At 64.5% G+C, this 26,709-nt stretch carries 29 protein-coding genes and 1 pseudogene; 19 read left to right on the top strand and 11 right to left on the bottom strand.

What is annotated here, in order from left to right; translation table 11 throughout:
* The first annotated feature begins 111 nt into the window (after window positions 1–111).
* From ccmB to FJW07_RS18110, 3 genes are all read left to right on the top strand, one after another.
* A complete protein-coding gene (ccmB, locus tag FJW07_RS18120; protein WP_140857972.1) occupies window positions 112–777 on the top strand; it encodes a heme exporter protein CcmB in 666 nt (221 codons plus the stop codon).
* A 117-nt stretch (window positions 778–894) separates the two neighbouring features.
* A complete protein-coding gene (gene ccmD / locus FJW07_RS18115; RefSeq protein ID WP_140658615.1) occupies window positions 895–1,062 on the top strand; it encodes a heme exporter protein CcmD in 168 nt (55 codons plus the stop codon).
* On the top strand, window positions 1,059–1,637 hold the full coding sequence (locus FJW07_RS18110) for a DsbE family thiol:disulfide interchange protein (protein WP_140857971.1): 579 nt from the start codon (window positions 1,059–1,061) through the stop codon (window positions 1,635–1,637). The genes ccmD and FJW07_RS18110 overlap by 4 nt, the downstream gene beginning before the upstream one ends.
* Before the next feature lie 236 nt (window positions 1,638–1,873).
* On the opposite strand, the gene FJW07_RS18105 is transcribed toward FJW07_RS18110, so the two are convergent.
* Window positions 1,874–2,038, bottom strand: a complete 165-nt coding sequence (locus FJW07_RS18105) for a hypothetical protein (RefSeq protein ID WP_181177681.1) — start codon at window positions 2,036–2,038, stop codon at window positions 1,874–1,876.
* 276 nt (window positions 2,039–2,314) lie between these two features.
* Here FJW07_RS18105 and FJW07_RS18100 point away from each other — a divergent pair, with 276 nt between their 5' ends.
* Both FJW07_RS18100 and FJW07_RS18095 read left to right on the top strand, forming a co-directional pair.
* Window positions 2,315–3,235: an SMP-30/gluconolactonase/LRE family protein gene (locus FJW07_RS18100; protein WP_140857969.1), complete on the top strand. Its 921-nt coding sequence runs from the start codon at window positions 2,315–2,317 to the stop codon at window positions 3,233–3,235.
* Between the two features lie 159 nt (window positions 3,236–3,394).
* The gene (locus tag FJW07_RS18095; protein WP_140684309.1) at window positions 3,395–3,601 is read left to right on the top strand and encodes a 4-oxalocrotonate tautomerase family protein; all 207 of its coding nucleotides are present in this window, start codon (window positions 3,395–3,397) and stop codon (window positions 3,599–3,601) included.
* Between the two features lie 231 nt (window positions 3,602–3,832).
* On the opposite strand, the gene FJW07_RS18085 is transcribed toward FJW07_RS18095, so the two are convergent.
* The 9 genes and pseudogenes from FJW07_RS18085 to FJW07_RS18045 form a co-directional block, all read right to left on the bottom strand.
* Window positions 3,833–4,366, bottom strand: coding sequence for an NADPH-dependent FMN reductase (locus FJW07_RS18085; protein WP_140857967.1), 534 nt, complete (start codon window positions 4,364–4,366; stop codon window positions 3,833–3,835).
* Window positions 4,367–4,403: 37 nt separating this feature from the next.
* Window positions 4,404–4,904: an MSMEG_1061 family FMN-dependent PPOX-type flavoprotein gene (locus tag FJW07_RS18080; protein ID WP_181182669.1), complete on the bottom strand. Its 501-nt coding sequence runs from the start codon at window positions 4,902–4,904 to the stop codon at window positions 4,404–4,406.
* A gap of 43 nt (window positions 4,905–4,947) precedes the next feature.
* A pseudogene (locus FJW07_RS18075) lies at window positions 4,948–5,127 on the bottom strand (pyridoxamine 5'-phosphate oxidase family protein); the annotation flags it as partial.
* Between the two features lie 66 nt (window positions 5,128–5,193).
* Complete coding sequence (locus tag FJW07_RS18070) at window positions 5,194–5,850, bottom strand: septation protein A (RefSeq protein WP_140658610.1); 657 nt, start codon at window positions 5,848–5,850, stop codon at window positions 5,194–5,196.
* A 64-nt stretch (window positions 5,851–5,914) separates the two neighbouring features.
* A complete protein-coding gene (gene ftsY / locus FJW07_RS18065) occupies window positions 5,915–7,543 on the bottom strand; it encodes a signal recognition particle-docking protein FtsY (protein WP_140857965.1) in 1,629 nt (542 codons plus the stop codon).
* 13 nt (window positions 7,544–7,556) lie between these two features.
* Window positions 7,557–8,882 carry a tRNA (N(6)-L-threonylcarbamoyladenosine(37)-C(2))-methylthiotransferase MtaB gene (gene mtaB / locus FJW07_RS18060; protein ID WP_140857963.1) on the bottom strand — a complete coding sequence of 442 codons (1,326 nt, stop codon included), beginning with the start codon at window positions 8,880–8,882 and terminating at the stop codon, window positions 7,557–7,559.
* Complete coding sequence (gene dapF / locus FJW07_RS18055; RefSeq protein WP_140857961.1) at window positions 8,882–9,766, bottom strand: diaminopimelate epimerase; 885 nt, start codon at window positions 9,764–9,766, stop codon at window positions 8,882–8,884. The genes mtaB and dapF overlap by 1 nt, the downstream gene beginning before the upstream one ends.
* Before the next feature lie 137 nt (window positions 9,767–9,903).
* Window positions 9,904–10,062: a DUF1328 family protein gene (locus FJW07_RS18050; RefSeq protein WP_140858117.1), complete on the bottom strand. Its 159-nt coding sequence runs from the start codon at window positions 10,060–10,062 to the stop codon at window positions 9,904–9,906.
* Between the two features lie 58 nt (window positions 10,063–10,120).
* Window positions 10,121–11,128 (bottom strand): MBL fold metallo-hydrolase, encoded by a 1,008-nt coding sequence (locus FJW07_RS18045; protein ID WP_140857960.1) that lies wholly within the window; start codon window positions 11,126–11,128, stop codon window positions 10,121–10,123.
* A gap of 127 nt (window positions 11,129–11,255) precedes the next feature.
* Between FJW07_RS18045 and FJW07_RS18040 the strand changes: the two genes are divergently transcribed.
* The 3 genes from FJW07_RS18040 (at window position 11,256) to zapE (ending at window position 13,701) form a co-directional block, all read left to right on the top strand.
* Window positions 11,256–11,693, top strand: a complete 438-nt coding sequence (locus FJW07_RS18040; protein ID WP_140658605.1) for a VOC family protein — start codon at window positions 11,256–11,258, stop codon at window positions 11,691–11,693.
* Between the two features lie 197 nt (window positions 11,694–11,890).
* Window positions 11,891–12,430, top strand: a complete 540-nt coding sequence (locus FJW07_RS18035; protein WP_140857958.1) for a protease inhibitor Inh/omp19 family protein — start codon at window positions 11,891–11,893, stop codon at window positions 12,428–12,430.
* Between the two features lie 68 nt (window positions 12,431–12,498).
* Entirely contained in the window at window positions 12,499–13,701 is a 1,203-nt protein-coding gene (zapE, locus tag FJW07_RS18030) for a cell division protein ZapE (RefSeq protein WP_140857956.1), read from the top strand.
* 93 nt (window positions 13,702–13,794) lie between these two features.
* Here the strand turns inward: zapE and FJW07_RS18025 are convergent, their stop codons facing one another.
* Entirely contained in the window at window positions 13,795–14,223 is a 429-nt protein-coding gene (locus tag FJW07_RS18025) for a GNAT family N-acetyltransferase (protein WP_140857954.1), read from the bottom strand.
* 210 nt (window positions 14,224–14,433) lie between these two features.
* On the opposite strand from FJW07_RS18025, the gene mdh reads away from it, so the two are divergent.
* The 11 genes from mdh (at window position 14,434) to lpdA (ending at window position 26,411) form a co-directional block, all read left to right on the top strand.
* The gene (gene mdh / locus FJW07_RS18020) at window positions 14,434–15,402 is read left to right on the top strand and encodes a malate dehydrogenase (protein WP_140646014.1); all 969 of its coding nucleotides are present in this window, start codon (window positions 14,434–14,436) and stop codon (window positions 15,400–15,402) included.
* Between the two features lie 25 nt (window positions 15,403–15,427).
* Window positions 15,428–16,621: an ADP-forming succinate--CoA ligase subunit beta gene (sucC, locus tag FJW07_RS18015; protein WP_140857952.1), complete on the top strand. Its 1,194-nt coding sequence runs from the start codon at window positions 15,428–15,430 to the stop codon at window positions 16,619–16,621.
* 16 nt (window positions 16,622–16,637) lie between these two features.
* The gene (locus FJW07_RS18010; RefSeq protein ID WP_140707192.1) at window positions 16,638–17,018 is read left to right on the top strand and encodes a hypothetical protein; all 381 of its coding nucleotides are present in this window, start codon (window positions 16,638–16,640) and stop codon (window positions 17,016–17,018) included.
* 15 nt (window positions 17,019–17,033) lie between these two features.
* Window positions 17,034–17,405 carry a cupin domain-containing protein gene (locus tag FJW07_RS18005; protein ID WP_140857950.1) on the top strand — a complete coding sequence of 124 codons (372 nt, stop codon included), beginning with the start codon at window positions 17,034–17,036 and terminating at the stop codon, window positions 17,403–17,405.
* Between the two features lie 50 nt (window positions 17,406–17,455).
* Window positions 17,456–18,358 (top strand): succinate--CoA ligase subunit alpha, encoded by a 903-nt coding sequence (gene sucD / locus FJW07_RS18000; RefSeq protein WP_140857948.1) that lies wholly within the window; start codon window positions 17,456–17,458, stop codon window positions 18,356–18,358.
* A gap of 144 nt (window positions 18,359–18,502) precedes the next feature.
* On the top strand, window positions 18,503–21,490 hold the full coding sequence (locus FJW07_RS17995; RefSeq protein WP_140786357.1) for a 2-oxoglutarate dehydrogenase E1 component: 2,988 nt from the start codon (window positions 18,503–18,505) through the stop codon (window positions 21,488–21,490).
* 61 nt (window positions 21,491–21,551) lie between these two features.
* Window positions 21,552–22,826 (top strand): 2-oxoglutarate dehydrogenase complex dihydrolipoyllysine-residue succinyltransferase, encoded by a 1,275-nt coding sequence (odhB, locus tag FJW07_RS17990; RefSeq protein ID WP_140707184.1) that lies wholly within the window; start codon window positions 21,552–21,554, stop codon window positions 22,824–22,826.
* Between the two features lie 70 nt (window positions 22,827–22,896).
* Window positions 22,897–23,628: a DUF4241 domain-containing protein gene (locus FJW07_RS17985; RefSeq protein ID WP_140858115.1), complete on the top strand. Its 732-nt coding sequence runs from the start codon at window positions 22,897–22,899 to the stop codon at window positions 23,626–23,628.
* The gene (locus tag FJW07_RS17980) at window positions 23,628–24,140 is read left to right on the top strand and encodes a hypothetical protein (RefSeq protein ID WP_140857946.1); all 513 of its coding nucleotides are present in this window, start codon (window positions 23,628–23,630) and stop codon (window positions 24,138–24,140) included. Before FJW07_RS17985 ends, FJW07_RS17980 begins: the two co-directional genes overlap by 1 nt.
* A complete protein-coding gene (locus FJW07_RS17975) occupies window positions 24,137–24,892 on the top strand; it encodes an SDR family oxidoreductase (protein ID WP_140857944.1) in 756 nt (251 codons plus the stop codon). The genes FJW07_RS17980 and FJW07_RS17975 overlap by 4 nt, the downstream gene beginning before the upstream one ends.
* 112 nt (window positions 24,893–25,004) lie before the next feature.
* Window positions 25,005–26,411, top strand: a complete 1,407-nt coding sequence (gene lpdA / locus FJW07_RS17970; protein ID WP_140857942.1) for a dihydrolipoyl dehydrogenase — start codon at window positions 25,005–25,007, stop codon at window positions 26,409–26,411.
* Window positions 26,412–26,709: the final 298 nt, after the last annotated feature.

Here is a 26,709-nt window from a genome sequence, read left to right as displayed (position 1 = left end):
TGATTGGCGAAAGTCCGCGCGACATTCGATCTCCCCCCTTGCGGGGGAGATGGCCGGCAGGCCAGAGGGGGGTGTGCCGGAGCGCCAGCCTCGCCAAGGGATCCCTTTATAATGTGGCCCCTCTTCCTGCGCGACATCCGTCTTTCCATCCGCGCCGGCGGCGGGGCGCTGATCGGGGTCATCTTCTTCCTCGCCGTCATCGTCACCATCCCGTTCGGCGTCGGTCCCGACCTCAACCTCTTGTCGCGCATCGGCCCAGCGATCCTGTGGATCGCCGCCCTGCTTGCCTGCCTGCTCGGGCTCGACCGCCTGTTCCAGGCTGATCGCGAGGATGGCTCGCTCGACCTTCTTGTCCTGAACAACGACCGCCACATGCTGGCGCTGACGGTGCTGACGAAGTGCCTGGCGCACTGGGCCGGCAGCGTGCTGCCGCTGGTGGTCGCGGCGCCTTTGCTTGGCCTGTTCATGAACATGGAGCCGCTCGGCATCGGCGCCACGGCGCTCACGCTTCTCGTCGGCACGCCGGCCATCACCTTCATCGGCGCCGCGGGTGCCGCGGTGGCGGTGGCGCTGCCGCGCGGCGGATTGCTGATTTCGGTGCTGGTGCTGCCTTTGACCATTCCGGTGCTGATCTTCGGCGTTTCGGCAAGCTATGGCGCGGTGGCCGATCCGGCGCCATTCCTGCAGCCTTTCCTCATTCTTGCCGCGCTGACGCTGTTTCTTGCAGTGCTTGGTCCGCTGGCGGCGGCATTGGCGCTGCGGCACGGGACGGATTGAGACGACGAGAATGTTCCTTCACTGCGGCACCGCGACAAATTGCGGAACTGCCGGCGCGAGGTTAAGGGAAGACATGATCGCAACGATTGGCACGGCGGAGAGCGAGGAGCGGCTGACATGAGCGCGCACGCCCTCTTCGTCACCGCCGCCTATGCCATCACCGCCGTGGTGCTCGCCGGGCTGATCGGCTGGATCCTGCTCGACCAGCGGGCGCGCAAGCGCGAGCTCGCGGCGCTGGAAGCGGCCGGAGTGCGCCGGCGCTCCGACAAGGCGGTTAAATCATGAGCATCGAAACCGAAACGCCGGCGCCGCGGCGCCGCCTGTTCGTGCTTCTGCCGCTGCTGGTGTTCCTGGGCCTGGCGGGGCTGTTCCTGTGGCAGCTGCTTTCGGGCCGCGACGCCTCTGAAATCCCCTCGGCATTGATCGGACTGCCGGCGCCGCAGACCAGCCTGCCGCCGCTCGAAGGGACCAGCCTGCCGGGGCTGGATACAAAGTCCTTTACCGGCAAGGTGACACTGGTCAACGTGTTCGCGTCCTGGTGCGCGCCGTGCCGGGAGGAGCATTCGGTGCTGCTCGGCCTGTCGCAGGACAAGCGCTTCACGCTTGCCGCGCTGAACTACAAGGACCAGCCGGAAAACGCCCGCCGCTTCCTTGGCGATCTCGGCAATCCGTATCAGGCGATCGGCGTCGATCCGGCCGGACGCGCGGCGATCGACTGGGGCGTCTACGGCGTGCCCGAGACCTTCGTCATCGGCAAGGATGGCAGGATCGCCTACAAGCATGTCGGTCCGCTGACGCCCGAGTCGGTCAGGGCGTTGCTGTTGCCGCAGATCGAGAAAGCGCTGGCGGCGCCGGGTTAGCGCGGGGGCGCCAGGTCAAGACGGATACTTGCGTCGTCATTCTAGGGCGAAGCAAGGAGCGAAGCGACGCGCGCAGACCCTAGAATCCATTCCGTGACGCTGATCGAGGAGCGCGGCGGCCTGGATTTCGGCGCTTGTGCAGCGCGTTCTGCATCGCTGCGACGCCTGGAAGTCACGGAATGGATTCTCGGGTCAAGCCCGAGAATGACGAAGTGGCCGGACGATCGGCCTACCGCTCAACCGTAGATCTGCTTGTGGACCTGGTAGAGCATTTCCGAACGGTCGGCGCGCAGATCGGCGAGATCGCGGCTGGACAGGTTCTCGATTTCGGCGACGAGGCGGTTGTAATGACGGCGCTTGGCCATGCTGGCGCGGGCGCGGGAGACAAGATTGTCGAACATGACAGGGTTCCTTCTTAGTTGTTCCTCCCTGACGATTGTGAGGATGACATAGGAATGATGCATTGCAAAAGAAAGATGTTGCAATGCACCATTGCAACCAGCGCATAGCCGGTTAATCGCAGGCTAACAGGCTATGCATCCGACGCGGTACGCAAGACCGGCCCGCTTCACGCAGTGCTCATCTGTTTTGTCATACAAATTACGGGCCTGCCGTCTTGCCAGATCGCTTCCGGGCTGGCTTGATCCGCCCCGTCACCTGATGCCGGGAGGAAATGCATGGCGGCCGAAGACTATTACGACGTTCTCGATCCGCGCTTCGCGCGCCTGTTCAGCGGCAGCGCCCAGGTGGAAAAGCTGTTCACCGGCTGCCGCTGGGCGGAAGGGCCAGCCTGGTTCGCCGCCGGCCGCTATGTCGTCTGGTCGGATATCCCGAACAACCGCATGCTGCGCTATGACGAGACCGATGGCAGCGTCAGCGTGTTCCGCCAGCCGTCCGGCAATTCCAACGGCAACACCGTCGACCGGCAGGGCCGGCTGGTGACCTGCGAGCATTCCGGCCGCCGCGTCAGCCGCACCGAATTCGACGGCTCTATCACGACCATCGCCGAGAAGTGGAAGGGCAAGCGGCTGAACTCGCCCAACGACGTGGTGGTGCGCTCCGACGGCTCGATCTGGTTCACCGATCCGAGCTACGGCATCGACACCGATTATGAGGGCGACAAGGCAGAGAGCGAGATCGGCGCCTGCAATGTCTATCGCGTCGATCCCGATACGGGCGATGTCGAGGCCGTCATCACCGATATGGTGCGGCCGAACGGGCTCGCCTTCTCGCTCGACGAAAGCCTGCTCTACGTCGTCGACACCGGCCGCACGCATGGCGAGAAGAACCCGGCGCATATGCGCGTCTTCAACGTCGGCAAGCACGGCAAGAAGGTTTCCGGCGGCAAGGTCTTCGCAGACTGTACCGCCGGCCTGTTCGACGGGTTCCGGCTCGATTCCGACGGGCGCATCTGGACGAGTGCTGCCGACGGCATCCATTGCTACGATCCGGACGGCACGCTGATCGGCAAGGTCAAGGTGCCGGAAGTGACCGCCAACTGCGTGTTCGGCGGCAACAAGCTCAACTGTCTCTACATCGCCGGCACCACCTCGCTCTACATGGTGCGGCTGATGGTGAATGGGGCGAAAACCTATTGAAGGTTCTGCAGGCGCTTCTTCGGCCATTCCTGGCCTTTCTGCGCATCCCAGCAGCACCCGCGGCGCTGCGGCTCCCGCAACCACCGCCATCCGCTTTGCCGGAGCGAATTGCCAAACCGTCGCCTGACGCCAAACGGAAGAACCCACGGGGAGAACATCATGCCATTCGTCAACATCCGCATCGTCAAGGAAGTGATCGCCGCCGATCCGGCCGGCAAGAAGGCTGACATCGCCAAGAAGGTGACCGCGGCCATCATGGACGCCACCGGGCTCGGCAATGACGATGTCTGGGTGGTGTTCGAGGAGGTCAACGCCCGCGACTGGTATGTCGGCAAGACCGATGTCGAGACGCGAAGGAAGGGGTAGGGCTCTTCCAGCGCCTAAAAAGTTGCGAGGGGTCGGCGGGACAGCGCCCCCCTCTGTCCTGCCGGACATCTCCCCCACAAGGGGGGAGATCAGATGTCGCTCGGCTTTCGCCAATCGTCGACGTTGCAGGAAGCGCACCGGCGCCGAAACTGCCAATCTCCCCCCTCGTGGGGGAGATGCCCGGCAGGGCAGAGGGGGGCGCCAAGGATCGCAAGCGAAGCAGGTCAGCGGTTACTGTGATCGAATAAACCCTACGAAAGCCTCGATCGCTCCACGTATCGCCCTTCGGTTCGCAGGGTCTGCCAAAATAGCCTCCATCTCCGCCGGCTTCTTGCCCAGCAGCGCGATCTCCAGCGTCCCCTCCTCATACATCGCGAACGACATCGTCCGCATGATCTCGGCCAGTGCCGCCCGCGCATAGAGCGAACGGGGCGAGGCGTGGACCAGCATCGCCGGCTTGCCCACCGCGGCGTCGCGCGAGACCAGCCAGTCCAGCGCGTTCTTCATGCCGCCGGGCACGCCATGCGCATATTCCGGGCAGGAGACGATGACGCCGTCGGCCTGGGTGACCATCTCGATCAGGCGTGCCGCTTCCGGCGGCGTGCGCTCGCCCTCGTCGTCGGGGTTGAAAATCGGCAGCCGGCCAAGGCCGTCATAAACCTTGACACGGCAGTCCGCGGGCGCGTTGGCGGCCAATGCGGCAACCAGGGCCGAGTTGGTCGAGGCGGCGCGCAGGCTGCCCGATATGGCGATGATCTCGATCAAGGGAGAACCGGACGAAGGGTTGAGTCGTCCGCGAAGCCTACCACATGGTCTGGCGGTAATCGTCGTCCAGCTCGCGGTCGATCTCGCCGGCGCTTTCGCCAAGGGCCAGCTGGTCGCGTATGATCTGGCCGAGCGTCGGCAGGGTCGCGCGGTCGTACCAGGTCTCCGGCTTCCACAGATCCGAGCGCATGAAGGCCTTGGCGCAGTGCATATAGGCGGCCTTGACCGTCACCACGATGACGCTTTGCGGCTCCTTGCCGTCGACCGCAAGGCGCTCGCGTAAGACGGGATCGACGGTGATGCGGGCATCGCCATTGACGCGCAGCGTCTCGTTCATGCCGGGGATGAGGAAGAGCAGCCCGACCGATGGGTTGCGGATGATGTTTTCCAGCGTGTCCAGCCGGTTGTTGCCGGGGCGATCGGGAATGGCGATGGTGGAGTTGTCGAGGATGGCGGTGAAGCCGGGCTTGTCGCCATTACAGCGCCGCGCGTCCTTTGGACGCGCAAAGGACGCTGTAACACTTTTGATTTGGCGCATGATCCTTTCCGAAAATCGATTTCGATTTTCGGGGTCATGCGCTAGGCGTCACGTCGGCATTGCCGGCGCCGTCGGAAGAGCCGATCAGCACGAAGGGGCTCTTGCCGATGAACGAACGGCAATGGCCGTCGAGGTTTTTGAGCTCCTTGCGGATCGAGCCGTCGGTCGGCCGGGGCGTCTTGTAGATCGTCCTCAGCTCATCGTGCGTGGTGAGGAATTCCATGCCGCCCCCTCTTTGTTTCGACGCAACTTCGGATGGAAAACCGCTGCACGCTTTTCCCGGGTTGCTTTAATTCCCGGCCTTCTCTTCCTTAGCTTTTTCCTCCAGCGAGTGGCGCATGATCAGCGGCATCTGGCTGAAGGTGAACAGCAAGGTGATCGGGATCGTGCCCCAGACCTTGAAATAAAGCCAGGTCGCCTCGGAAAAGTTGCGCCAGACGACCTCGTTGAGCACGGCGAGGAAGAGGAAGAACAGCCCCCAGCGGAAGGTCAGCTTGCGCCAGCCCTCGGCATCGAGCTGGAAGGCGGAATCGAAAACGTAACCAAGCAGGGACCGGCCGAACAGAAGCCCGCCGAGCAGCGTGACGCCGAACAGCGAATTGATGATCGTCGGCTTCATGAAGGCGAAGGTCTTGTCCTGCAGGTAAAGCGCCAGCGCGCCGAAGACGAAGACCACGATCGCCGAGACCAGCGGCATCAGCGGCAGGCTGCGCGTCAGCAGCCAGGAGACGCCGAGCGAAAGCGCCGTCGCGACCATGAAGAAGGCGGTGGCGATCAGGATCGGCTCGCCGAGATGGCTGAGTATCGGAAATTTCTCGGCCAGCCATTCGCCGCGAATGGTGGCGAAGAAGAACACCAGCCCTGGCCCAAGCTCGAGCAGGAACTTCAAGCCGGGGTTGATCGGCTTGCGGCGAGGATCGGACGGGTCGCGTTCGAGGATGTTCATAAAAGTCCTTCTTGCGCATGATCTGGCCGAAAAGCAGGCGGCCCTTCCAAGATCGCGCCTTTGTTCAAGCCACGCCGGCGATCGCCCTGGCGAATTCGCTGGCGGAAAACGGTTCGAGGTCGTCGACCTGCTCGCCGACGCCGATGAAATAGACCGGCAGCCGATGCTTGGCGGCGATCGCCACCAGAATACCGCCGCGCGCCGTGCCGTCCAGCTTGGTCATCACCAGCCCGTTGACGCCGGCGACGTTGCGGAAGATCTCGACCTGGTTCAGCGCGTTCTGGCCAGTGGTGGCGTCGACCGTCTGCAGCACCGTATGCGGCGCTTCCGGATCGAGCTTGCCCAACACGCGCACGATCTTTTCCAGCTCCGCCATCAGCTCGGTCTTGTTCTGCAGGCGCCCGGCCGTGTCGATGATCAGCACGTCGGAGCCGGCCTCCTTCGCCCTCTCGAAGGCGTCATAGGCGAGGCCGGCCGCATCGGCGCCGAGCTTGGAGGCGACGACCGGCGATTTCGTGCGCTCGCCCCAGATCTTGAGCTGCTCGATCGCGGCGGCGCGGAACGTGTCGCCGGCGGCCAGCATCACCTTGAGGCCGCCGTCGGTGAGCTTAGCGGCGAGCTTGCCGATGGTGGTCGTCTTGCCGGTGCCGTTGACGCCGACGACCAGGACGACATGCGGCTTATGGCTGAGATCGAGCTCGAGCGGCCTGGCGACCGGCGCCAGCACCTTCTCCACCTCCGCCGCCATCACGGCGCGGACTTCCGCGTCGGAGACATCCTTGCCGTAGCGGCTCGAGGCGAGAGAATCGGTGACGCGCAGAGCTGTCTCCACGCCGAGATCGGCGCGGATCAGCACGTCTTCCAGATCCTGCAGCGTGTCCTCGTCCAGCTTTCGCTTGGTGAAGACGCCGGCAATGTTGCCGGTGAGCTCGCGCGAGGAGCGGGCGAGCCCTTCGCGCATGCGCTGGAACCAGGAGCGCCGCGGCGCCGGCTCCGGCGCCTTTACCGGCTCCGCCTTCTGCTCGACCTTCTTTGAAACCGTCACCTTGCCGGCAGAGGGCGTGGGCTTTGGCGGCGGCACGGCCTCCGGTTCCGGCGCGATCTCGGCCAGGATCGGCTGCGGCTCGACGGGCGCTGGCTGTCGAATAGGAGGCGCGATTTCCGCGCCGGCTTCGGCGGATGGTTCCACAGAGGGCGGCGCCACTGGCGGAACCTCGATGGGCGGCGGCGTTTCGACCGGGACTTCGGCAGGCGGCGTCGGCACTTCGACCGGTGGCTGCTCCGGCTGCGGTTCCGGACGCGAAGGCTCGATGTCCGGCTGAGCCGGCGCGGGTGCGGGCACTTCCTGCGGAGCAGGTTCGGGTTCTGGTGTCGGCGCGGGTAAGGGTTCGGGTTGTGCCGGCGGCACTTCCTCGGGGGCAGGCGGCTCCGGCTTCTCGGGCGCCGGTTGCGGCTCTTCTTCCGGCTCGGGCTGCGGCAGCGGTTCCGGCTCGGCGGGAATGGTCGGCTCCGGTGCCGGCGGGATGGATGGAGCAGGCTCGGGCTTCGGCTCTTCGGGAACCGATTGAGGCTCAGCCTCCGGCTTCAGCGCGTCCAGCGCGTCCCATTTGATCGGCGGCAGCGTCTCGTCGGCGCGCTCCTCGACGACCTCTTTCCTGCCGAACGAAAATATCTTCTTGAAGAAACCAGCCATGCGTCTCGCAGTCTCAGGCGGCTTGCGCGGCAAAGGGCGCCGCAATCAGTCGGGCGCCGTCATGGCCGGCGATCACGGCATCGACGATCTCCCCGGGCGCGCCGGTGTCGATCGCGGCCAGCGTAAAACCCTCGGTGCGGCCAAGTCCGTCGCGCTCGACCAGGATCGACTGTCGCGTGCCGGGAAGCGACGAAAGGTGACGACGATAGGCGGCCTCGCCGGCGGCGCGAAGCCTTGCGGCGCGCGCCTTCACCACCTCGCGGGGGACCTGGGGCATGCGCGTAGCGGGCGTGCCTTCGCGTGGGCTGAACGGAAAGACGTGGAGATGCGTCAGCCCGCATTCCTCGATCATTCTTTCCGAATTCTCGAACATCGCCTCGGTCTCGGTCGGGAAGCCGGCGATGATGTCGGCGCCGAAGACGATTGCAGGGCGGAGCTTGCGCACGTCCTCGCAGAAACGGATCGATTGATCGCGCAGATGCCGGCGCTTCATGCGCTTCAGGATCATGTCGTCGCCCGACTGCAGCGACAGATGCAGATGCGGCATCAGCCTCTGCTCGGTGGCGATGGCGTCGAGCAGGTCGTCGTCGGCCTCGATGGAATCGATCGAGGACAACCGCAGCCGCTTCACGTCCGGCACCTGGCGCAGGATCGTCTTCACCAGCTTTCCAAGCTTCGGACTGCCCGGAAGATCGGCGCCGAAGCTGGTCATGTCGACGCCGGTCAAAACGATCTCGGCATAGCCGTTGCCGGCCAGCCGCGTCACCTGCTCGACCACCGCGCCCATCGGCACGGAGCGCGAATTGCCGCGGCCGTAAGGGATGATGCAGAAGGTGCAGCGATGGTCGCAGCCGTTCTGGACCTGGACGAAAGCGCGCGCTCGGCCCTCGATGGCGTCGACCATGTGGCTTGCCGTCTCGCGCACGGAAAAGATGTCGTTGACGCGCGCCTTCTCGGTGTCGTTGACGCCGAAATCGGGCAGCGCGCGGTAGGAGTTGGCCTTGAGCTTTTCCTCATTGCCAAGCACCAGGTCGACCTCGTCCATGGCGGCGAAATTCTGCGGCTCGGTCTGCGCCGCGCAGCCGGTGACGATGATGCGGGCCGAAGGGTTCTCGCGGCGCGCCTTGCGGATCGCCTGCTTGGCCTGGCGCACGGCTTCCGCCGTGACGGCGCAGGTGTTGAAGATGACAGCGCCGCCCTGGAGCGCGCCGAGGCCGGCGCTTTCGGCCTCGCGGCGCATCACTTCCGATTCATAGGTGTTGAGGCGGCAGCCGAAGGTGACGACGTCGATACCCTTGCCGGTGGGGGCTTGGGGCGCGCCCTTTTGAAGGGCGGACATCAGGCGGCGCTTTCGGTGTCGCGGGCCCAGGCGCCGGTCGAGGGATCGAAGCTGCCGGAAAATTCCCATTCGGCCGCGCCGGTCAGGATGACGTGGTCGTCATTGCGCCATTCGACATTGAGCTCGCCGCCGCCCGGCGTCAGCAGCGAAACGCTGCGGCCGGTGCGCCTGGTGCGGGCGGCCGCGACCACGGCGGCGCAAGCCGCCGAGCCGCAGGCCTTGGTGAGGCCGGCGCCGCGCTCCCAAGTGCGGATGATCATGGTTTCAGGCGAGGTCACCTGGGCGATGGTAATGTTGGCGCGCTCGGGAAAGATCGGATGGTTCTCGAGCAGCGGGCCGAAGCGGTCGAGCTCGTAGGACCAGACGTCGTTGTCGACCCAGAAGATGGCATGCGGGTTGCCCATCGACAGCGCCGAGGGCGAATGCAGCACCGGGGCGTCGATCGGGCCGATCTGCAATTCGATCATGCGGGTATCGCGGAATTCTTCCGCCAGCGGGATCTCCCGCCAGCCGAAGCGGGGCTTGCCCATGTCGACCGAGATCAGGCCGTCGGGGTGCTCCTGCGCATTCACGATGCCGGCGCGGGTCTCGAAGCTGAAGCTCTTGTTGCCCGTCTCGGCCGCCAAAGCCTGCACCACGCAGCGCATGCCGTTGCCGCAGGCCTGCGCACTGGTGCCGTCGGAATTCAGGATGTCGATATAATAGGCGGTGCCCGGCGTCTTCGCATCGTGGATCGCCATGATCTGGTCGAACTTCGTCGCCTCGCCGGCATTGAGCGCGATCGCCGCCGCGGCCGTCACCTTGTCGGCACGGCCGCGCATATCGGCAACGATGATCTCGTTGCCGATGCCGTTCATCTTGGCGAAGGGGGCGGTGCCTGCCATCTAACCGGTCATTCCAATCCGTTTGGGCGCTATATGGCGGAAACGGGCGGGAATTACCAGTCCGGCCAGGTGGCGACGACCAAGAGGTAGCGCCGCGACGACCAAGAGGTCGCGCCGCGACGACCAAGGGGTCGCGCTTAAGTTACTGCGAAGACGCCGAGCACGATCAGCAGGAAGATGATCAGCACGATGCCGATAAGGATGCGCGCGCCCGTGGCGGCGGCGCCGGCCAGCGCCGGCATGCCAAGCAGGCTCGCGGCGGCGGCGACAATCAAAAGGATGATGATCCACTTGATAAAGCTCCGGCGAAATTGCGTCGCGAACCAACGCGTTTCGCCGGCTTGGGTTCCTTTGTCAGACGGGCGGCACGTCCCATACCTCTGCGGGCCGCATGGCGCGGAATCGTTCCGAGGGCAAGCCTTCAGCCGCCAGCGCCTCGGCCAGTTTTTGCGCCGGCTCCTCGATCGGCTCGTCGGTGAGATGGAATGTGCCCCAATGGCAGCCTGCGGCGTGAGCCGCATTGCACAGCTTCATGCCCTGAACGGCTTCCTCCGGGTTCTGGTGCTGCGGCGCCATGAACCAGCGCGGTTCATAGGCGCCGATCGGCAGGATGGCGAGGCGGAAGCCGCCATGCTTTTCTCCCATCAGCCGGTAATTGATGCCGTCATGGAAACCGGTGTCGCCGGCGAAATAGATATTGCCCGCCGCCGTCTCGATGACGAAGCCCGCCCACAGCGCCATGCGGCGGTCGCGCCCGCCGCGCGCCGACCAGTGATGCGCCGGCTCGATGTGGATGGCGGCCGCGCCGACGCTCAGCCTGTCGCCCCAATCATGCACGCTGAGCCGCATGCCGGGCGCCGCGCGGCCGATGATGGCGTCGTTGCCGAGCGGCGCGATCACCAGCGGGTCGTGGCTCTCTTTCAGCCGCTTCAGCGTGGCGAGGTCGAGATGGTCGTAGTGATTGTGGCTGATCAGGACCAGGTCGATCGGCGGCAGGTCGGCGAAGATAATTCCCGGCGCATTGACCCTTTTCGGCCCGGCGAAGGCGAAAGGCGAGGCGCGCTCCGACCAGACCGGATCGGTCAGGATGTTCAAGCCCGCCGTCTGGATGAGCAGCGAGGCATGGCCGACCATGGTGAGCCTCAGCGCGCTGCCTTCCACCCGTAGGTCCGGCTTGGCCGGGGGATAAGGGCTCGGAAAGGCGGCCGGCCATTTCGCCCGCCCGCCGCCGAACTGCCATTTGAGGAGATCGGTGAAGCGTCCGGGCGGCTTGCCGCCGGGATTGAAGAACAAGGCGCCATCGAAATGATCGCTGGGCGGCCCGCTGTAGTAGCGGTTGGCGGTTCCTGTTCTCGCGGCCATTCTGTCTCCCGCCCGTTTGTGTCGTTTCCTGAGATAAGGACGCGCCTGCCTGGCGCAAGCATTTTGCCGGCGAATGCCAATGGCCGAAGCCCGGCTCGTCTAGGATCGGGAGACAGGGGTGATCGCCATGGCAATGAAGCGAACCAAGACACCGTGGATGAAGGCCGAGGATTTCGGCCGCTCGCTGCCGCATGGGGTCGGCGTCAACCTGTTGGTCACCGACATGACGGCGATGGAGGCTTTCTGCCGCGACGTGCTTGGCGCCCGGATCATCTATGCCGACGAGGACTTTGCGGCGATCGAGCTTCTGGGCTCAATCTTCATGCTGCACGCCGACCATTCCTATCTGGACAATCCGATGACCGGCATCACCGCGGGCGCAGAGACTCGCGGGGCCGGTATCGAACTGCGCCTTTACGGCGCCGATCCGGATGCGGTCGAGAAAAAGGCGGCGGCGCTCGGCCACATCGTGCTGGCCGGCTCGATCGACAAGCCGCATGGCTTGCGCGAATGCTACATCGTCGGCCCGGATGGCTATGTGTTCGTGCCGAGCGCCAGGATTTAACATTGATATTTCAATAGATTATAAGGTTTTCAGCGGCAGTCCCCCGACTGTGGCTTTCCGCTGCGACAAATTTGCAACAGCCGCTTCGAAAACCCTATTTTAACCATATCGGGTTGAAATTCTGCCACCTTCGCCGTCTTGGTGAAGCGGAGATTACGCGGATGGCTCCCCCCGGCCAGATCCGACGGAGGTGGTAAATGCATTTTTCAAGGACTGGCCTTCTGGCCGTATCGCTGGCCGCGCTGGTTGCGAGCGGCTGCTCAACCTCGCGCTTCTCGTCGATGGACGACCAGCAGCCGGCGCCGCTGACCCCGGCGCCCTCCGGCACGGTGACGCAGAATCAGCTGCCGCCGCCGGCCTCCCCCGGCGCCACCGATCCGTCGCAATTCCCGACCGCTCCGAAGAACAGCCAGGTCGCCTCGCTGCCGCCGGATGGCACGGCGCCCGCCGGCGCCACCGATCTCACCGCGGCCAGCGTCGCCGGCGTCTGGAACGTCAACGTCTCCGGGCAGAGCTGCAAGGTGGCGACGCCGCAGACCAAGTTCGGCGCCGGCTACCGCGCCGGTCCGCTGCATTGCCCGGCTCCGATCGACGGCATCAAGTCGTGGAACGTCGCCGGCAAGCAGCTGACGCTCTATGACGAAAATGGCGGTACGCTGGCCAGGCTCTATTCGTCGGGCGGCGAAAAGTTCGACGGCCAGACTTCCAGCGGGCAGCCGATCTCGCTTACAAGGTGAGCGAAACCGACTATTGCTTCCACGCAATTCCGGGCGGAAAGCCGGAATTGCTCCAGCTGACGTAACCCATGCATCTTCGCGACGGTATCCAGACCCATGCGACCGTCAGGCAGCGCTATGACCATCTCGTCCAGAGTGGCGCGGTCGAGCGCGACCCGGCGCAGGAGCGCATCGTCGCAGCGCTCGACCGGCTGATCGAAGAGATCTCGGCAAAAAGGCTGGCGCAGAAATCGAGCGCGCTGGGCTGGCTGTTCGCGGCCAAGCGGCAGCCGCGCGAGCCGGTCAAGGGCCTCTACATCCATGGCGGCGTCGGCCGCGGCAAGACCATGCTGATGGACATGTTCTTCGAATTGCTGCCGGTTCGGCGCAAGCGCCGTGTGCATTTCAACGACTTCATGGCCGATGTGCAGGACCGCATCCAGAAGCACCGGGCGGCGCGAAAGAACGGCGACGTCAAGGAAGACGATCCGATCCCGCCGGTGGCGCGGTCGCTTGCCGAACAGGCCTGGGTGTTGTGTTTCGACGAGTTCTCCGTCACCGACATTGCCGATGCGATGATCCTGTCGCGGCTGTTCTCGGCGCTGTTCGCCAGCGGCGTGGTGCTGGTCGCCACCTCCAACGTGGCGCCGGAGAACCTCTATCGCGACGGGCTGAACCGCCAGCTCTTTTTGCCGTTCATCTCGCTGCTCGAGCGCAACGCCCATGTGATAACGCTCGATGCCGAGAAGGACTACCGGCAGGAAAAGCTCAACCGCCAACCGGTCTATGTCACGCCGGACGATGCCGCGGCCGAGCGCGCGCTGGACGAAGCCTGGAAGGCGATGACATATGGCCAGCCGGCCGGCGAAGTCACGTTGACGCTCAAAGGCCGCCACCTCGTCGTGCCGCGCGCCGCCGGCGACGCCGCGCGCTTTTCCTTTGCCGACCTTTGCGAAAAGCCGCTCGGCGCGCGCGATTATCTGGCGATCGCCGGCCGCTTCTCGACCGTGTTCATCGACCATGTGCCGGTGCTTGGCGAAGGCATGCGCAACGAGGCCAAGCGCTTCATCCTTTTGATCGACACGCTCTACGACCACCGCATGCGGCTGGTGATGAGCGCCGCGGCGCCTCCGCAAGGGCTCTACACGGCCAAGCGCGGCACGGAGGTATTCGAATTCGAGCGCACCGCCTCGCGCCTGGTCGAGATGCAGAGCCGCGACTGGCTGGACGACTGGACGGAGCGGCGGAAGGACGGGGCGGCGACCGCCGCGGCGAGACAGGCGCAGGGGTAGAAGGGGTTACCTTCGTCATTCCAGGGTCTGCGCGCGTCGCTTCGCTCCTTACTCCGCCCTAGAATGACGAAGCGGAGGGGTCTTCGGCTAGCCTCAAAGCCGATACACATACATCACGAAATCCTCCGCCTTCCCATGCGGCTCCTTGCGCGTTTCGTAAAGCGCCCGCGCCGGCTCGTTATCGGGCTCGGTCCCCACCCATGCTTCCTCGCAGCCATGCTCGCGGCCGAGCGCGAACATGGCGTCGAGCATTTTTCGCGCGATTCCCTGCCGCTGGAAGGGCGGCGCCACGCCGACCTCGTCGATATAGAGCTCGCTCACCTTGTCCGGGTGGCGGTGGATGACGGCGGCGCATTGGCCGACCACGGTTTGGTCAACTATAGCCACGATCATGAAATGGCCGGGCGCGGCGAGATAGGCGGCGAGGCGGTCGGGCCGCACCGGCTCGTCGAACACGTCGTCGGCCACCCGCATCACAAGGGCGTCATCGCCGGGATGAAGCCTTCTGATTTCGACGTTCATTGTGTAAATTCTCCTCAGTCGGCTCACAAACTTTGACGTTTACGTAATTCCCGATGCATCTAACCGATTGAAAATGTTGAGCTCAAAATAATCGTTTGAATTTCTTCCGTGTCGGAGTTATTCGATGCGGCCAATCTCGCGGTTTCCCGCATCCTTTCGGCCTCCCTGGCCCGTCACGACCTCGTCACAGACAAAGGAAAACATCCTCACATGGCACGCAACAAGATAGCGCTCATCGGCTCGGGCATGATCGGCGGCACGCTCGCCCATATGATCGGCCTCAAGGATCTCGGCGACGTGGTGCTGTTCGATATCGCCGAGGGCATTCCGCAGGGCAAGGGCCTCGACATCGCGCAGTCTTCTCCTGTCGACGGGTTCGATTCCAGGCTGACCGGCGTCAACGACTATGCCGGCATCGAGGGCGCGGATGTGTGCATCGTCACCGCCGGCGTGCCGCGCAAGCCCGGCATGAGCCGCGACGACCTTCTCGGCATCAACCTCAAGGTGATGGAACAGGTCGGCGCCGGCTTGAAGAAGTACGCGCCGAAGGCTTTCGTCATCTGCATCACCAACCCGCTCGACGCGATGGTCTGGGCGCTGCAGAAGTTCTCCGGCCTGCCGACCAGCCATGTCGTCGGCATGGCCGGCGTGCTCGACAGCGCCCGTTTCCGCTACTTCCTGGCCGAGGAATTCAAGGTCTCGGTCGAGGACGTCACCGCTTTCGTGCTCGGCGGCCACGGCGACTCGATGGTGCCGATGATCCGCTATTCGACCGTGTCGGGCATCCCGCTGCCCGACCTCGTCAAGATGGGCTGGACCTCGAAGGAGAAGCTCGACCAGATCGTGCAGCGCACCCGCGACGGCGGCGCCGAGATCGTCGGCCTGCTCAAGACCGGCTCGGCCTATTACGCGCCGGCGGCCTCGGCGATCGCCATGGCCGAATCCTACCTCAAGGACAAGAAGCGCGTGCTGCCCTGCGCGGCGCACCTCTCGGGCCAGTACGGCATCAAGGGCACCTATGTCGGCGTGCCGGTGGTGATCGGCGCCGGCGGCGTCGAGCGCGTCATCGAGATCGACCTCTCCAAGACCGAGCAGAAGATGTTCGATTCTTCGGTCGCGGCCGTGCAGGGCCTGACCGAGGCCTGCACCAAGATCGCGCCGCATCTCGCCGGCAAGTAAACTGTCCTCCCCGGAGACCAAGCGCATGAACATCCATGAGTATCAGGCCAAGGCGCTGCTGAAGACGTTCGGCGCGCCGGTAGCAAGCGGCGTTCCGGTGTTCAAGGCAAGCGAGGCGGAAGCCGCGGCACGAGCGCTGCCCGGCCCGCTCTATGTCGTGAAGAGCCAGATCCATGCCGGCGGCCGCGGCAAGGGCAAGTTCAAGGAACTCGGTCCCGACGCCAAGGGCGGGGTGCGGCTGGCGAAGTCGGCGGCCGAAGTGGTCGCCAACGCCAACGAGATGCTCGGCCACACGCTGGTGACCAAGCAGACCGGTCCGGCCGGCAAGCAGGTCAACCGCCTCTATATCGAGGACGGCGCCGACATAGCCCGCGAGCTCTATCTGTCGATCCTGGTCGACCGTTCGGTCGGCCGCATCGCCTTCGTCGTCTCGACCGAGGGCGGCATGGATATCGAGACGGTCGCGCACGACACGCCCGAAAAGATCGTCACCGTCGCCATCGACCCGGAAAAGGGCGTGAGCGCCGACGACGTGAAGAAGCTCAACGCCGCGTTGAAACTGGACGGCGACGCGGCCAAGGATGGCGGCACGCTGTTCCCGATTCTCTACAAGGCCTTCGTCGAGAAGGACATGAGCCTGCTCGAGGTCAATCCGCTGATCGTCATGAAGGACGGCCATCTGCGCGTGCTCGACGCAAAAGTATCGTTCGACAACAACGCGCTGTTCCGCCACCCGGACGTGATGGAATTGCGCGACACCACCGAAGAGGACGAGAAGGAGATCGAGGCGTCGCAATACGACCTCGCTTATGTCGCGCTCGACGGCAATATCGGCTGCATGGTCAACGGCGCCGGCCTTGCCATGGCGACGATGGACATCATCAAGCTCTACGGCGCTGAGCCGGCTAACTTCCTCGACGTCGGCGGCGGCGCTTCGAAGGAGAAGGTGACGGCGGCGTTCAAGATCATCACCAAGGACCCCGCGGTCGAAGGCATCCTGATCAACATCTTCGGCGGCATCATGAAGTGCGACGTCATCGCCGAAGGCGTCATCGCCGCGGTCAAGGAAGTCGGCCTGAAAGTGCCGCTGGTCGTACGGCTGGAAGGCACCAATGCCGAGCTCGGCAAGAAGATCATCAACGACAGCGGTTTGAACGTGGTGTCGGCCGACGATCTCGACGACGCGGCCAAGAAGATCGTGGCGGCGGTGAAGGGTTAATCGAAGGAGCGTCGAATTGGGTGGCTTCCCAATCCATTGGGAGGAAGAAGTCGAGAGCCTCGACCGGTCGGCCGTGTGTCCGTATTCGGTCGAAGAAATCGAGCGGTACCTTGAGTCGTGCCACTACCATTGGATGCTGGATGAGAAGCCGATGCACTACAAGGTGCACGGCGTTGTCGCAGAAGGGATGGACGGTGGGCGGCATTTCTGGCTGCACCGTGCATCGGACGAAGTCGGGCGTGAGTGGTACGTGGTCGTCGGAAGCGGGAAGAGCCCGTTCAAGCCCTCGATGAAGATGAGGGGTTGGATGTATGGCAAAGAGAACGATCTCGGCCTGACGCCCGACCATTTTTTGAAAGAAGAGATGGGTGACCAGCATGTTGCTGACGCCCGATGACAAGGGAATGAGCGGATGCCTCCGCGCAAGATAAATCTGGTCGAGGCGGCGGACGCGAAGATCACCAAGGTCTTCGATCCGCATATCGCCGGTGACGTGAACGATGCCCAAGCCAAGGTCGCCAAGTTCGGCGAGGTCTTCGACTGGCATGCGCATGAGCATGAAGACGAAGCCTTCCTGGTGCTGCGCGGCAGGATCGCCATCGACTTCCGCGACGGGCCGGTCGAGCTCGGCGAGGGCGACTTCATCGTCGTGCCGAAAGGCACCGAACACCGGCCGCGCTCGCTCAGCAAGGAGCCTGTGGTGCTGATGTTCGAGCCGGCGACAACGCTCAACACCGGCAATGCCAAGAGCGACCTCACCGTCGCCGATCTCAAGCGGCTGTGACCATGACCGCGCAGTCTTCCACGACCAACGGTTTTTAGAAAAGGGCCACCATGTCCATTCTCGTCGACAAGAACACGAAGGTGCTGGTGCAGGGCCTGACCGGCAAGACCGGCACGTTCCACACCGAGCAGGCGCTGGCCTATCACGGAACCAAGATGGTGGGCGGCATCCATCCGAAGAAGGGCGGCGAGACCTGGACGGGCGCCAAGGGCGAGAGCTTGCCGATCTTCGCCACGGTGGCCGAAGGCAAGGCAAAGACGGGCGCCAACGCCTCGGTCATCTATGTGCCGCCGGCAGGTGCTGCCGAAGCGATCATCGAGGCGATCGAGGCCGAGATCCCGCTGATCGTCTGCATCACCGAAGGCATCCCGGTGATGGACATGGTCAAGGTCAAGGCGCGGCTCGACCGCTCGACCTCGCGGCTGATCGGCCCGAACTGCCCGGGCGTGCTGACGCCCGACGAATGCAAGATCGGCATCATGCCGGGCAACATCTTCCGCAAGGGCTCGGTCGGCGTTGTTTCCCGCTCGGGAACACTTACCTATGAAGCAGTCTTCCAGACCACCAATGTCGGCCTTGGCCAGACCACGGCGGTTGGCATCGGCGGCGACCCGGTCAAGGGCACCGAGTTCATCGATGTGCTGGAGATGTTCCTCGCCGACGACGAGACCAAGTCGATCATCATGATCGGCGAGATCGGCGGCTCGGCCGAGGAAGACGCCGCGCAGTTCCTCAAGGACGAAGCCAAGCGCGGCCGCAAGAAACCGATGGCGGGCTTCATCGCCGGGCGCACGGCGCCGGCCGGCCGAACCATGGGCCATGCGGGCGCGGTGATCTCGGGCGGCAAGGGCGGCGCGGAAGACAAGATCGCGGCGATGGAATCGGCCGGCATCAAGGTCTCGCCATCGCCGGCGCGGCTCGGCACGACGCTGGTCGAGGCGATCAAGGGTTAAGGCAGTAGTGAGTAGGCAGTAGTCAGTAGTGAACAGGGAAGAACGGGCGAGTAGCAGCTGAGCGGGAATTTCCATCGTTCTACTCACTACTGACTACTCACTATTCCCCTCGAAAGGAGACGGAGCCAGGCTCCGCAGACGAAAATGGCAAGACAAGATCAGGCCAACGACCAATTCTCGCTCACCTCATTCCTCTATGGCGGCAATGCCGACTATATCGACGCGCTCTACGCCGCCTATGAAGACAACCCCGCCTCCGTCGATCCGGAGTGGCAGGACTTCTTCGCGGCGCTGAAGGACGACGCGGGCGACGTCCGCAAGAACGCCAAGGGCGCCTCCTGGGCGAAGCCCTCCTGGCCGCTGACGGCCAATGGCGAGCTGGTCTCGGCGCTCGACGGCAATTGGGGGCTGATCGAGAAGGCGATCGAAAAGAAGGTGAAGGGAAAGGCGGTCATCAACGGCGCCGTGCTTTCCGACGCCGACGTGCACCAGGCGACGCGCGATTCCGTGCGCGCCATCATGATGATCCGCGCCTACCGCATGCGCGGCCATCTGCACGCCAATCTCGACCCGCTCGGCATCGCCAAGCCGCTCGAGGATTACAACGAGCTGTCGCCGGAGAATTACGGCTTCACCGAAGCCGACTACGACCGGCCGATCTTCCTCGACAATGTGCTGGGGCTCGAATTCGGCACCGTGCGGCAGATGCTGGACATCCTGGCCCGTACCTATTGCTCGACGCTCGGCGTCGAGTTCATGCACATCTCCGACCCGGAAGAGAAGGCCTGGATCCAGGCGCGCATCGAAGGCGCCGACAAGGAGATCACCTTCACCGCCACCGGCAAGAAGGCGATCCTGTCGAAGCTGGTAGAGGCCGAGGGCTTCGAGCAGTATATCGACGTCAAGTACAAGGGCACCAAGCGTTTCGGCCTCGATGGCAGCGAGTCGCTGATCCCGGCGCTGGAGCAGATCGTCAAGCGCGGCGGCCAGCTCGGCCTGAAGGAAATCGTGCTCGGCATGGCGCATCGCGGCCGCCTCAACGTGCTTTCCCAGGTGATGGCCAAGCCGCATCGCGCCATCTTCCACGAGTTCAAGGGCGGCTCGGCCGCGCCCGACGAGGTCGAAGGCTCGGGCGACGTGAAGTACCATCTCGGCGCCTCGTCGGACCGCGAGTTCGACGGCAACAAGGTGCATCTGTCGCTGACGGCCAATCCCTCGCATCTGGAAATCGTCGACCCCGTCGTGATGGGCAAGGCGCGCGCCAAGCAGGACCAGCTCGCCGGCCGCGAGCGCGGCGAGGTCGTTCCGCTGTCGGAGCGCGCCAAGGTGATGCCGCTGCTTTTGCATGGCGACGCCGCCTTTGCCGGCCAGGGCGTGATCGCCGAAATCCTCGGCCTGTCGGGCCTGCGCGGCCATCGGGTCGCAGGCACGCTGCATTTCATCATCAACAACCAGATCGGCTTCACCACCAATCCGCGCTTCTCGCGCTCCTCGCCCTATCCGTCGGATGTGGCCAAGATGATCGAGGCGCCGATCTTCCACGTCAACGGCGACGATCCGGAAGCCGTGGTGCATGCCGCAAAGGTCGCGACCGAGTTCCGCATGAAGTTCCATAAGCCGGTGGTGGTGGACATGTTCTGCTACCGCCGCTTCGGCCACAATGAGGGCGACGAGCCGGCCTTCACCCAGCCGATCATGTACCGCAACATCCGCACTCATAAGACCGTGGTGCAGGTCTATGCCGACCGGCTGATCGCCGAAGGCCACGTCACCCAGGCCGAGGTCGACAAGATGCGGGCCGACTGGCGCGCGCATCTGGAAGCCGAATGGGAAGTCGGCCAGCACTACAAGCCCAACAAGGCCGACTGGCTGGACGGCGCGTGGTCGGGCCTGCGCACCGCCGACAACCAGGACGAACAGCGGCGCGGCAAGACCGCCGTGCCGGTGCGCACGCTGAAGGAGATCGGCAAGAAGCTGACCGAGGTGCCGAAGGATTTCGAGGCGCACAAGACCATCCTGCGCTTCCTCGAGAACCGCCGCCAGGCGATCGAGTCCGGCGAAGGCATCGACTGGTCGACAGCCGAGGCGCTGGCCTTCGGCGCCATCCTGCTCGATGGCAATCCGATCCGGCTTTCCGGCCAGGATTCGGAGCGCGGCACCTTCTCGCAGCGCCATTCGGTGCTTTACGACCAGCGCGACGAGAACCGCTACATCCCGCTCAACAATCTGTCGGCGGCGCAGGCCGGCTACGAGGTCATCAACTCGATGCTGTCGGAAGAGGCGGTGCTGGGCTTCGAATACGGCTACAGCCTGGCCGAGCCCAAGGCGCTGACGCTCTGGGAGGCACAGTTCGGCGACTTCGCCAACGGCGCCCAGGTCGTGTTCGACCAGTTCATCTCGTCGGGCGAGCGCAAGTGGCTCAGAATGTCGGGTCTCGTCTGCCTCTTGCCGCATGGCTATGAAGGCCAGGGGCCGGAGCATTCGTCGGCGCGCCTGGAGCGCTTCCTGCAGCTCTGCGCGGAAGACAACATGCAGGTCGCCAACGTCACCACGCCGGCCAACTATTTCCATATCCTGCGCCGGCAGTTGAAGCGCGACTTCCGCAAGCCGCTGATCCTGATGACGCCGAAGTCGCTGCTGCGCCACAAGCGGGCGGTGTCGACGCTGCCGGAGATGTCGGGCGAAAGTTCGTTCCACCGCCTGTTGTGGGACGATGCGCAGCTGCTCCCCAACCAGCCGATCAAGCTGGTGAAGGACTCCAAGATTCGCCGTGTCGTGCTGTGCTCGGGCAAGGTCTATTACGACCTCTACGAAGAGCGCGAGAAGCGCGGCATCAACGACATCTACCTTTTGCGCGTCGAGCAGCTCTATCCGTTCCCTGCCAAGGCGCTGATCACCGAGCTGTCACGCTTCCGCAACGCCGAGATGGTGTGGTGCCAGGAGGAGCCCAAGAACATGGGCGCCTGGTCGTTCATCGATCCCTATCTCGAATGGGTGCTGGCGCATATCGACGCCAAGCATCAGCGGGTGCGCTACACCGGCCGGCCGGCCTCGGCCTCGCCTGCAACAGGGTTGATGTCGAAGCATCTCAGCCAGCTCGCCGCGTTGCTCGACGATGCTCTCGGCGAATAGGGCGCTTGGTGAATAAGCGGACCTGATTAAACAGACCTCAAGAAGACAACGGACAGGCACAATGGCTACCGAAATCCGCGTCCCCACTCTCGGCGAATCCGTCACCGAGGCGACTGTCGGCAAGTGGTTCAAGAAGGTCGGCGACGCGATCGCCGCGGACGAGCCCTTGGTCGAGCTCGAAACCGACAAGGTGACGGTGGAAGTGCCCGCCGCGGGCGCCGGAACGCTGGCCGAGATCGCCGTCAAGGAAGGCGAGACAGTCAATGTCGGGGCGCTGCTCGGCTCGATTTCGGCGGGCGGCGCGGCCCCGGCGACCAAGCCGCAGGCAGTCGCCCAGGCCTCCAGCCCGGATGCCGCATCCACCGGCAAGCAGGCTGCGGCCGAAACCGCCAGGATCGCTGGCGATGCCGGCCAGATCGAGCCGCGCACCATGCCGCCGGCGCCTGCCGCCGCCAAGCTGATCGCGGAGGCCAATCTGTCGGTCGACCAGTTGTCCGGCTCCGGCAAACGCGGCCAGGTGCTGAAGGGCGACGTGCTCGACGCCATCGCCAAGGGCGCGCCGTCGCAGCCCGCCGAGACCCCGAAGGCTGCTCCGGCGCCGGTCGTTGCCCGGGCGCCGTCCTCGACCGAGGATGCGCCGCGCGAGGAACGCGTGCGCATGACCAAGCTGCGCCAGACCATCGCACGCCGCCTGAAGGAGGCGCAGTCGACCGCCGCCATGCTCACCACCTTCAATGAGGTGGATATGAGCGCGGTGATGGCGTTGCGGTCCAAGTACAAGGACGTGTTCGAGAAGAAGCATGGCGTGAAGCTCGGCTTCATGGGTTTCTTCACCAAGGCGGTGACGCATGCGCTGAAGGAAATCCCGGCGGTCAACGCCGAGATCGACGGCACCGACATCATCTACAAGAATTTTGCCCATGTCGGCGTCGCCGTCGGCACCGAAAAGGGCCTCGTCGTGCCGGTGGTGCGCGATGCCGACCAGATGTCCATCGCCGAGATCGAGAAGGAGATCGGCCGGCTTGGGCTGGCGGCGCGAGACGGCAAGCTGTCGGTCGCCGACATGCAAGGCGGCACCTTCACCATCTCCAACGGCGGCGTGTACGGTTCGCTGATGTCGACGCCGATCCTGAACGCGCCGCAGTCCGGCATTCTTGGCATGCACAAGATCCAGGACCGGCCTGTGGTGGTCGGCGGCCAGATCGTGATCCGGCCGATGATGTATCTGGCGCTCAGCTACGACCACCGCATCGTCGACGGCAAGGAAGCGGTGACCTTCCTGGTGCGGGTCAAGGAGAGCCTGGAGGACCCCGAGCGGCTGGTGCTCGATCTGTGATCGGATCGGTCGTGCCGTGAGCAGCTGGCTGGAAAAGTTCGGGTTCGGGCTCGGCCAGACGGCGCGCGGCATGCGGCGGACTTTCCGGTGCGGAACTGTCCTGCTTGGCTTCTCCGCCGCCATCCCATCGCTCGCCATGGCCGCCGACTGGGATCCGGCGACGGCGAGCAGCAATTTCGGCATCTTTGCGCTCTCCGATGCGCAATTGGCGGAGCGCAAGATCACCGTCACGCCGATCGGCGAGCTCGAACTCCCGACCGGCGAGATCATCGCCTGCGATCCTCTGATCACGACCGACGACTGGCCGGCGCTGGCGCGCAGGGTGAAGCCGGGGCATTATCCAGTCGCGCTGTTCGAGGCGCAGGGCCGCGTGGCCGCCGCATTCCTTCGCTTTCGACCCGGCGTGCCGGTGCGCTGGGAGCTCGCCACCTTGCCCGGCCAGGACGTCTCGACGCTGAACGGCGACGAGATATTCGGCTATCCAGTCGATGCCGGCCTCGGCTCGTTCATGGACAAGGCCGCGATGGCCCTGATGTCGGCGGCGCAGGACAAGCTCAAGCCCGACCAGAACTATTATGACGATGTGCTGGCGGCCGAGTTCGCGCCCAACCAGGACCGGTTCGTCATGCACCATCCGGACGCCGGCAATCCGGTCAACGTCGCGATGTTCTGGAGCGGCTGGGGCGATGGCTTCTATCCGTCTTTCTGGGGACTGGACGCAGCCGGCGAGCCGGTCGTCCTGATGACCGATTTCGGCGTGTTGGAAAACGCCGACGGCCGAGAAGGCGACCAGGCCAAGTGATGACGAATGCCGCCTCGCCCATGATCGGATTGATGGCCGGATCGCTGGTGCTCACTGCGGCGAGTTCCGGCGCGCAGGCTGCCTGCCCGATCCAGCTCGCCGTCTATGGCGAGGCGCAGAGCGGCGCCGAAATCGACTTCGGCGCGGCCGGCAGCTCGGCGACGATCACCAACGCCTTTCGCATGATCCTCGACAACAATGTCGTGCTCGACGGCATCGCGATGTGGACCGAGGGCAGCACCGCGCGGCCGCATGGCTCGCTGATGTACAAATGCCCGACCGGCGACGTCACCGGCGAGGAGCTTGCCGCCTGCACGGTCTGGGAAGGCGTCGTCTACAGCGCCGACGACAAGGGCACGATCGGCCTGCTGCCAGCCGAAGGCGCCGATGCGCCTAAAAGCCTGATCCTTCCCGATCTCGGGCCGTCGCTCGAAATGTCGGCCGCTTACGGTCCCGCCGGCTTCTCCAAAGTGCCGTGGGACATCTTCGTGCTGAAAGGCTGCCAGGAATGAGCGTGGACAGGAAGACACTGCTGGTCACCGGCGGCAGCCGCGGCATCGGCGCGGCCATCTGCCGGCAGGCGAGTGAGGCTGGTTATCGCGTGGCGGTGAACTACGTCTCCAACCAGTCGGCTGCCGATGTTCTTGTCGCCGAACTCAAAGCCGCTGGCGGCGACGCCTTCGCGGTCAAGGGCGATGTCGGCAACGAGGCCGATGTCATCGCAATCTTCGAAGCCGTGGACCAGGCCTTTGGCCGGCTCGACGCTTTCGTCAACAATGCCGGCATCGTCGACGTCAAGGCGCGGGTCGACGAGATGAGCATGGCGCGGCTGGAGCGCATGATGCGCATCAATGTCGTTGGTTCCTTCCTGTGCGCCCGCGAGGCGGTGAAGCGCATGTCGATGGGGCATGGCGGCAAGGGCGGCGCCATCGTCAACCTGTCCTCGGCGTCCGCGAGGCTCGGCTCGCCCGGCGAATTTGTCGACTATGCCGCCTCCAAGGGCGCGATCGATACCATGACCATCGGGCTGGCGCGGGAAGTCGTGCTGGAAGGCATCCGCGTCAACGCGGTCAGCCCCGGCATCACCGAGACCGAAATCCACGCCTCGGGCGGCCAGCCAGACCGCGTGGCGCGGATGCAGGACGCGCTGCCGATGAAACGCGCGGGAACGGCGGATGAAGTCGCGAGCGCGGTTCTCTATCTTCTGTCGGACGCGGCCTCCTATATAACGGGCACGATCCTCGATGTGAGCGGCGGCCGCTAAAGCAATTCCAGGAAAAGTGCGTAGCGGTTTTCCGGTTCGGAATTGCGTACAAGGAAATAATCTGGAGTGGTTCCTATCCGAACCAGTCCGGCGCCAGGACAAGGAAAAAGACATGGCTTATGACGTCGTTATCATCGGATCGGGGCCTGGCGGCTATGTCTGCGCCATCAAGGCGGCGCAGCTCGGGCTGAAGACGGCGGTGGTCGAGAAGAACGCCACTTTCGGCGGCACCTGCCTCAACATCGGCTGCATTCCGTCGAAGGCGCTGCTCTACGCCTCCGAGATGTTCGCGGAAGCCGGCCACGCCTTTGACACGCTGGGCGTCGAGATACCGGCGCCGAAGCTCAATCTGAAGAAGATGATGGCGCACAAGGACGCGACGGTCGCCTCCAACGTCAACGGCGTCGCCTTCCTGTTCAAGAAGAACAAGATCGATTCCTTCCGCGGCACCGGCAAGGTGATTTCCGCCGGCAAGGTGTCGGTGACCGGCGAGGACGGCAAGGTCGAGGAGATCGAGACCAAGAACATCGTGATCGCCACCGGTTCGGACGTCGCCGGCATTCCGGGCGTCAAGGTCGATTTCGACGAGAAGGCGGTCGTCTCCTCCACCGGCGCGCTGTCGTTGGCCAAGGTGCCAGCCACCCTGGTGGTGGTCGGCGGCGGCGTCATCGGGCTGGAGCTCGGCTCAGTCTGGGCAAGGCTCGGCGCCAAGGTCACGGTCGTCGAGTTCCTCGACACCATCCTCGGCGGCATGGACGGCGAGGTGTCGAAACAGTTCCAGCGGCTGCTCTCCAAGCAAGGCTTCGAGTTCAAGCTCGGCGCCAAGGTCACGGGCGTCGCCAAGGCCAAGAAGGGCGCGACTGTCACCTTCGAACCAGTCAAGGGCGGCGCGGCGGAAACCATCGAGGCCGATGTCGTGCTGGTCGCCACCGGGCGGCGTCCCTATGCCGACAGTCTCGGACTGAAGGAAGCCGGCGTCGAGCTCGACGAGCGCGGCCGGGTCAAGACCGATGGGCATCTCAGAACCAATGTGCCCGGCATCTATGCCATCGGCGACGTCATCGCCGGACCGATGCTGGCGCACAAGGCCGAGGATGAAGGTGTGGCAGTCGCCGAGACCATCGCCGGGCAGGCCGGCCATGTGAACTACGACGTCATCCCGAGCGTCGTCTACACCAGCCCGGAGATCGCTTCGGTCGGCAAGACCGAGGAAGAGCTGAAGAAGGCCGGCATCGACTACAAGGTAGGCAAATTCCCGTTCAGCGCCAATGGCCGCGCGCGCGCCATGCTGCACACCGACGGCTTCGTCAAGATCCTGGCCGACAAGGCCAGCGACCGCGTGCTCGGCGTCCATATCGTCGGCTTCGGCGCCGGCGAGATGATTCACGAAGCGGCGGTGCTGATGGAATTCGGCGGTTCGTCCGAAGATCTCGCCCGCACCTGCCACGCGCATCCGACGATGTCGGAAGCGGTGAAGGAAGCGGCTCTGGCGACCTTCTTCAAGCCGATTCATATCTGATCGCGCTAAAGCGCGCCGCGTCGAAACGGATTCACGCGACGCGCTTTAGGTCGTTGCTTGATGCATGTCGTTGTCGCAAACCGAGGTGACTTTTGCGCGACATGCATTAGGCGCCGAACACAAATCGCTTCGTCATACGCGGGTCAAGCCCGAGTATGACGAAGGCGGGGTTGCCAAAAACAAAACGGCCCGCCTGTTGGCGGGCCGTTTGTCGTTTGATGCCGTCCTATTACTGAGCCGGTGCAGGTGCCGGAGCTGGCGCAGGGGTCGGCGCAGGGGCGGGTGCAGGTGCCGGAGC

Origin of the sequence: Mesorhizobium sp. B3-1-9, from assembly GCF_006439595.1 — a bacterium.
GTDB lineage: Bacteria > Pseudomonadota > Alphaproteobacteria > Rhizobiales > Rhizobiaceae > Mesorhizobium.
The sequence above is the reverse complement of the archived record's forward strand: the minus strand, read 5'-3'. Positions and strand labels throughout refer to the sequence as shown.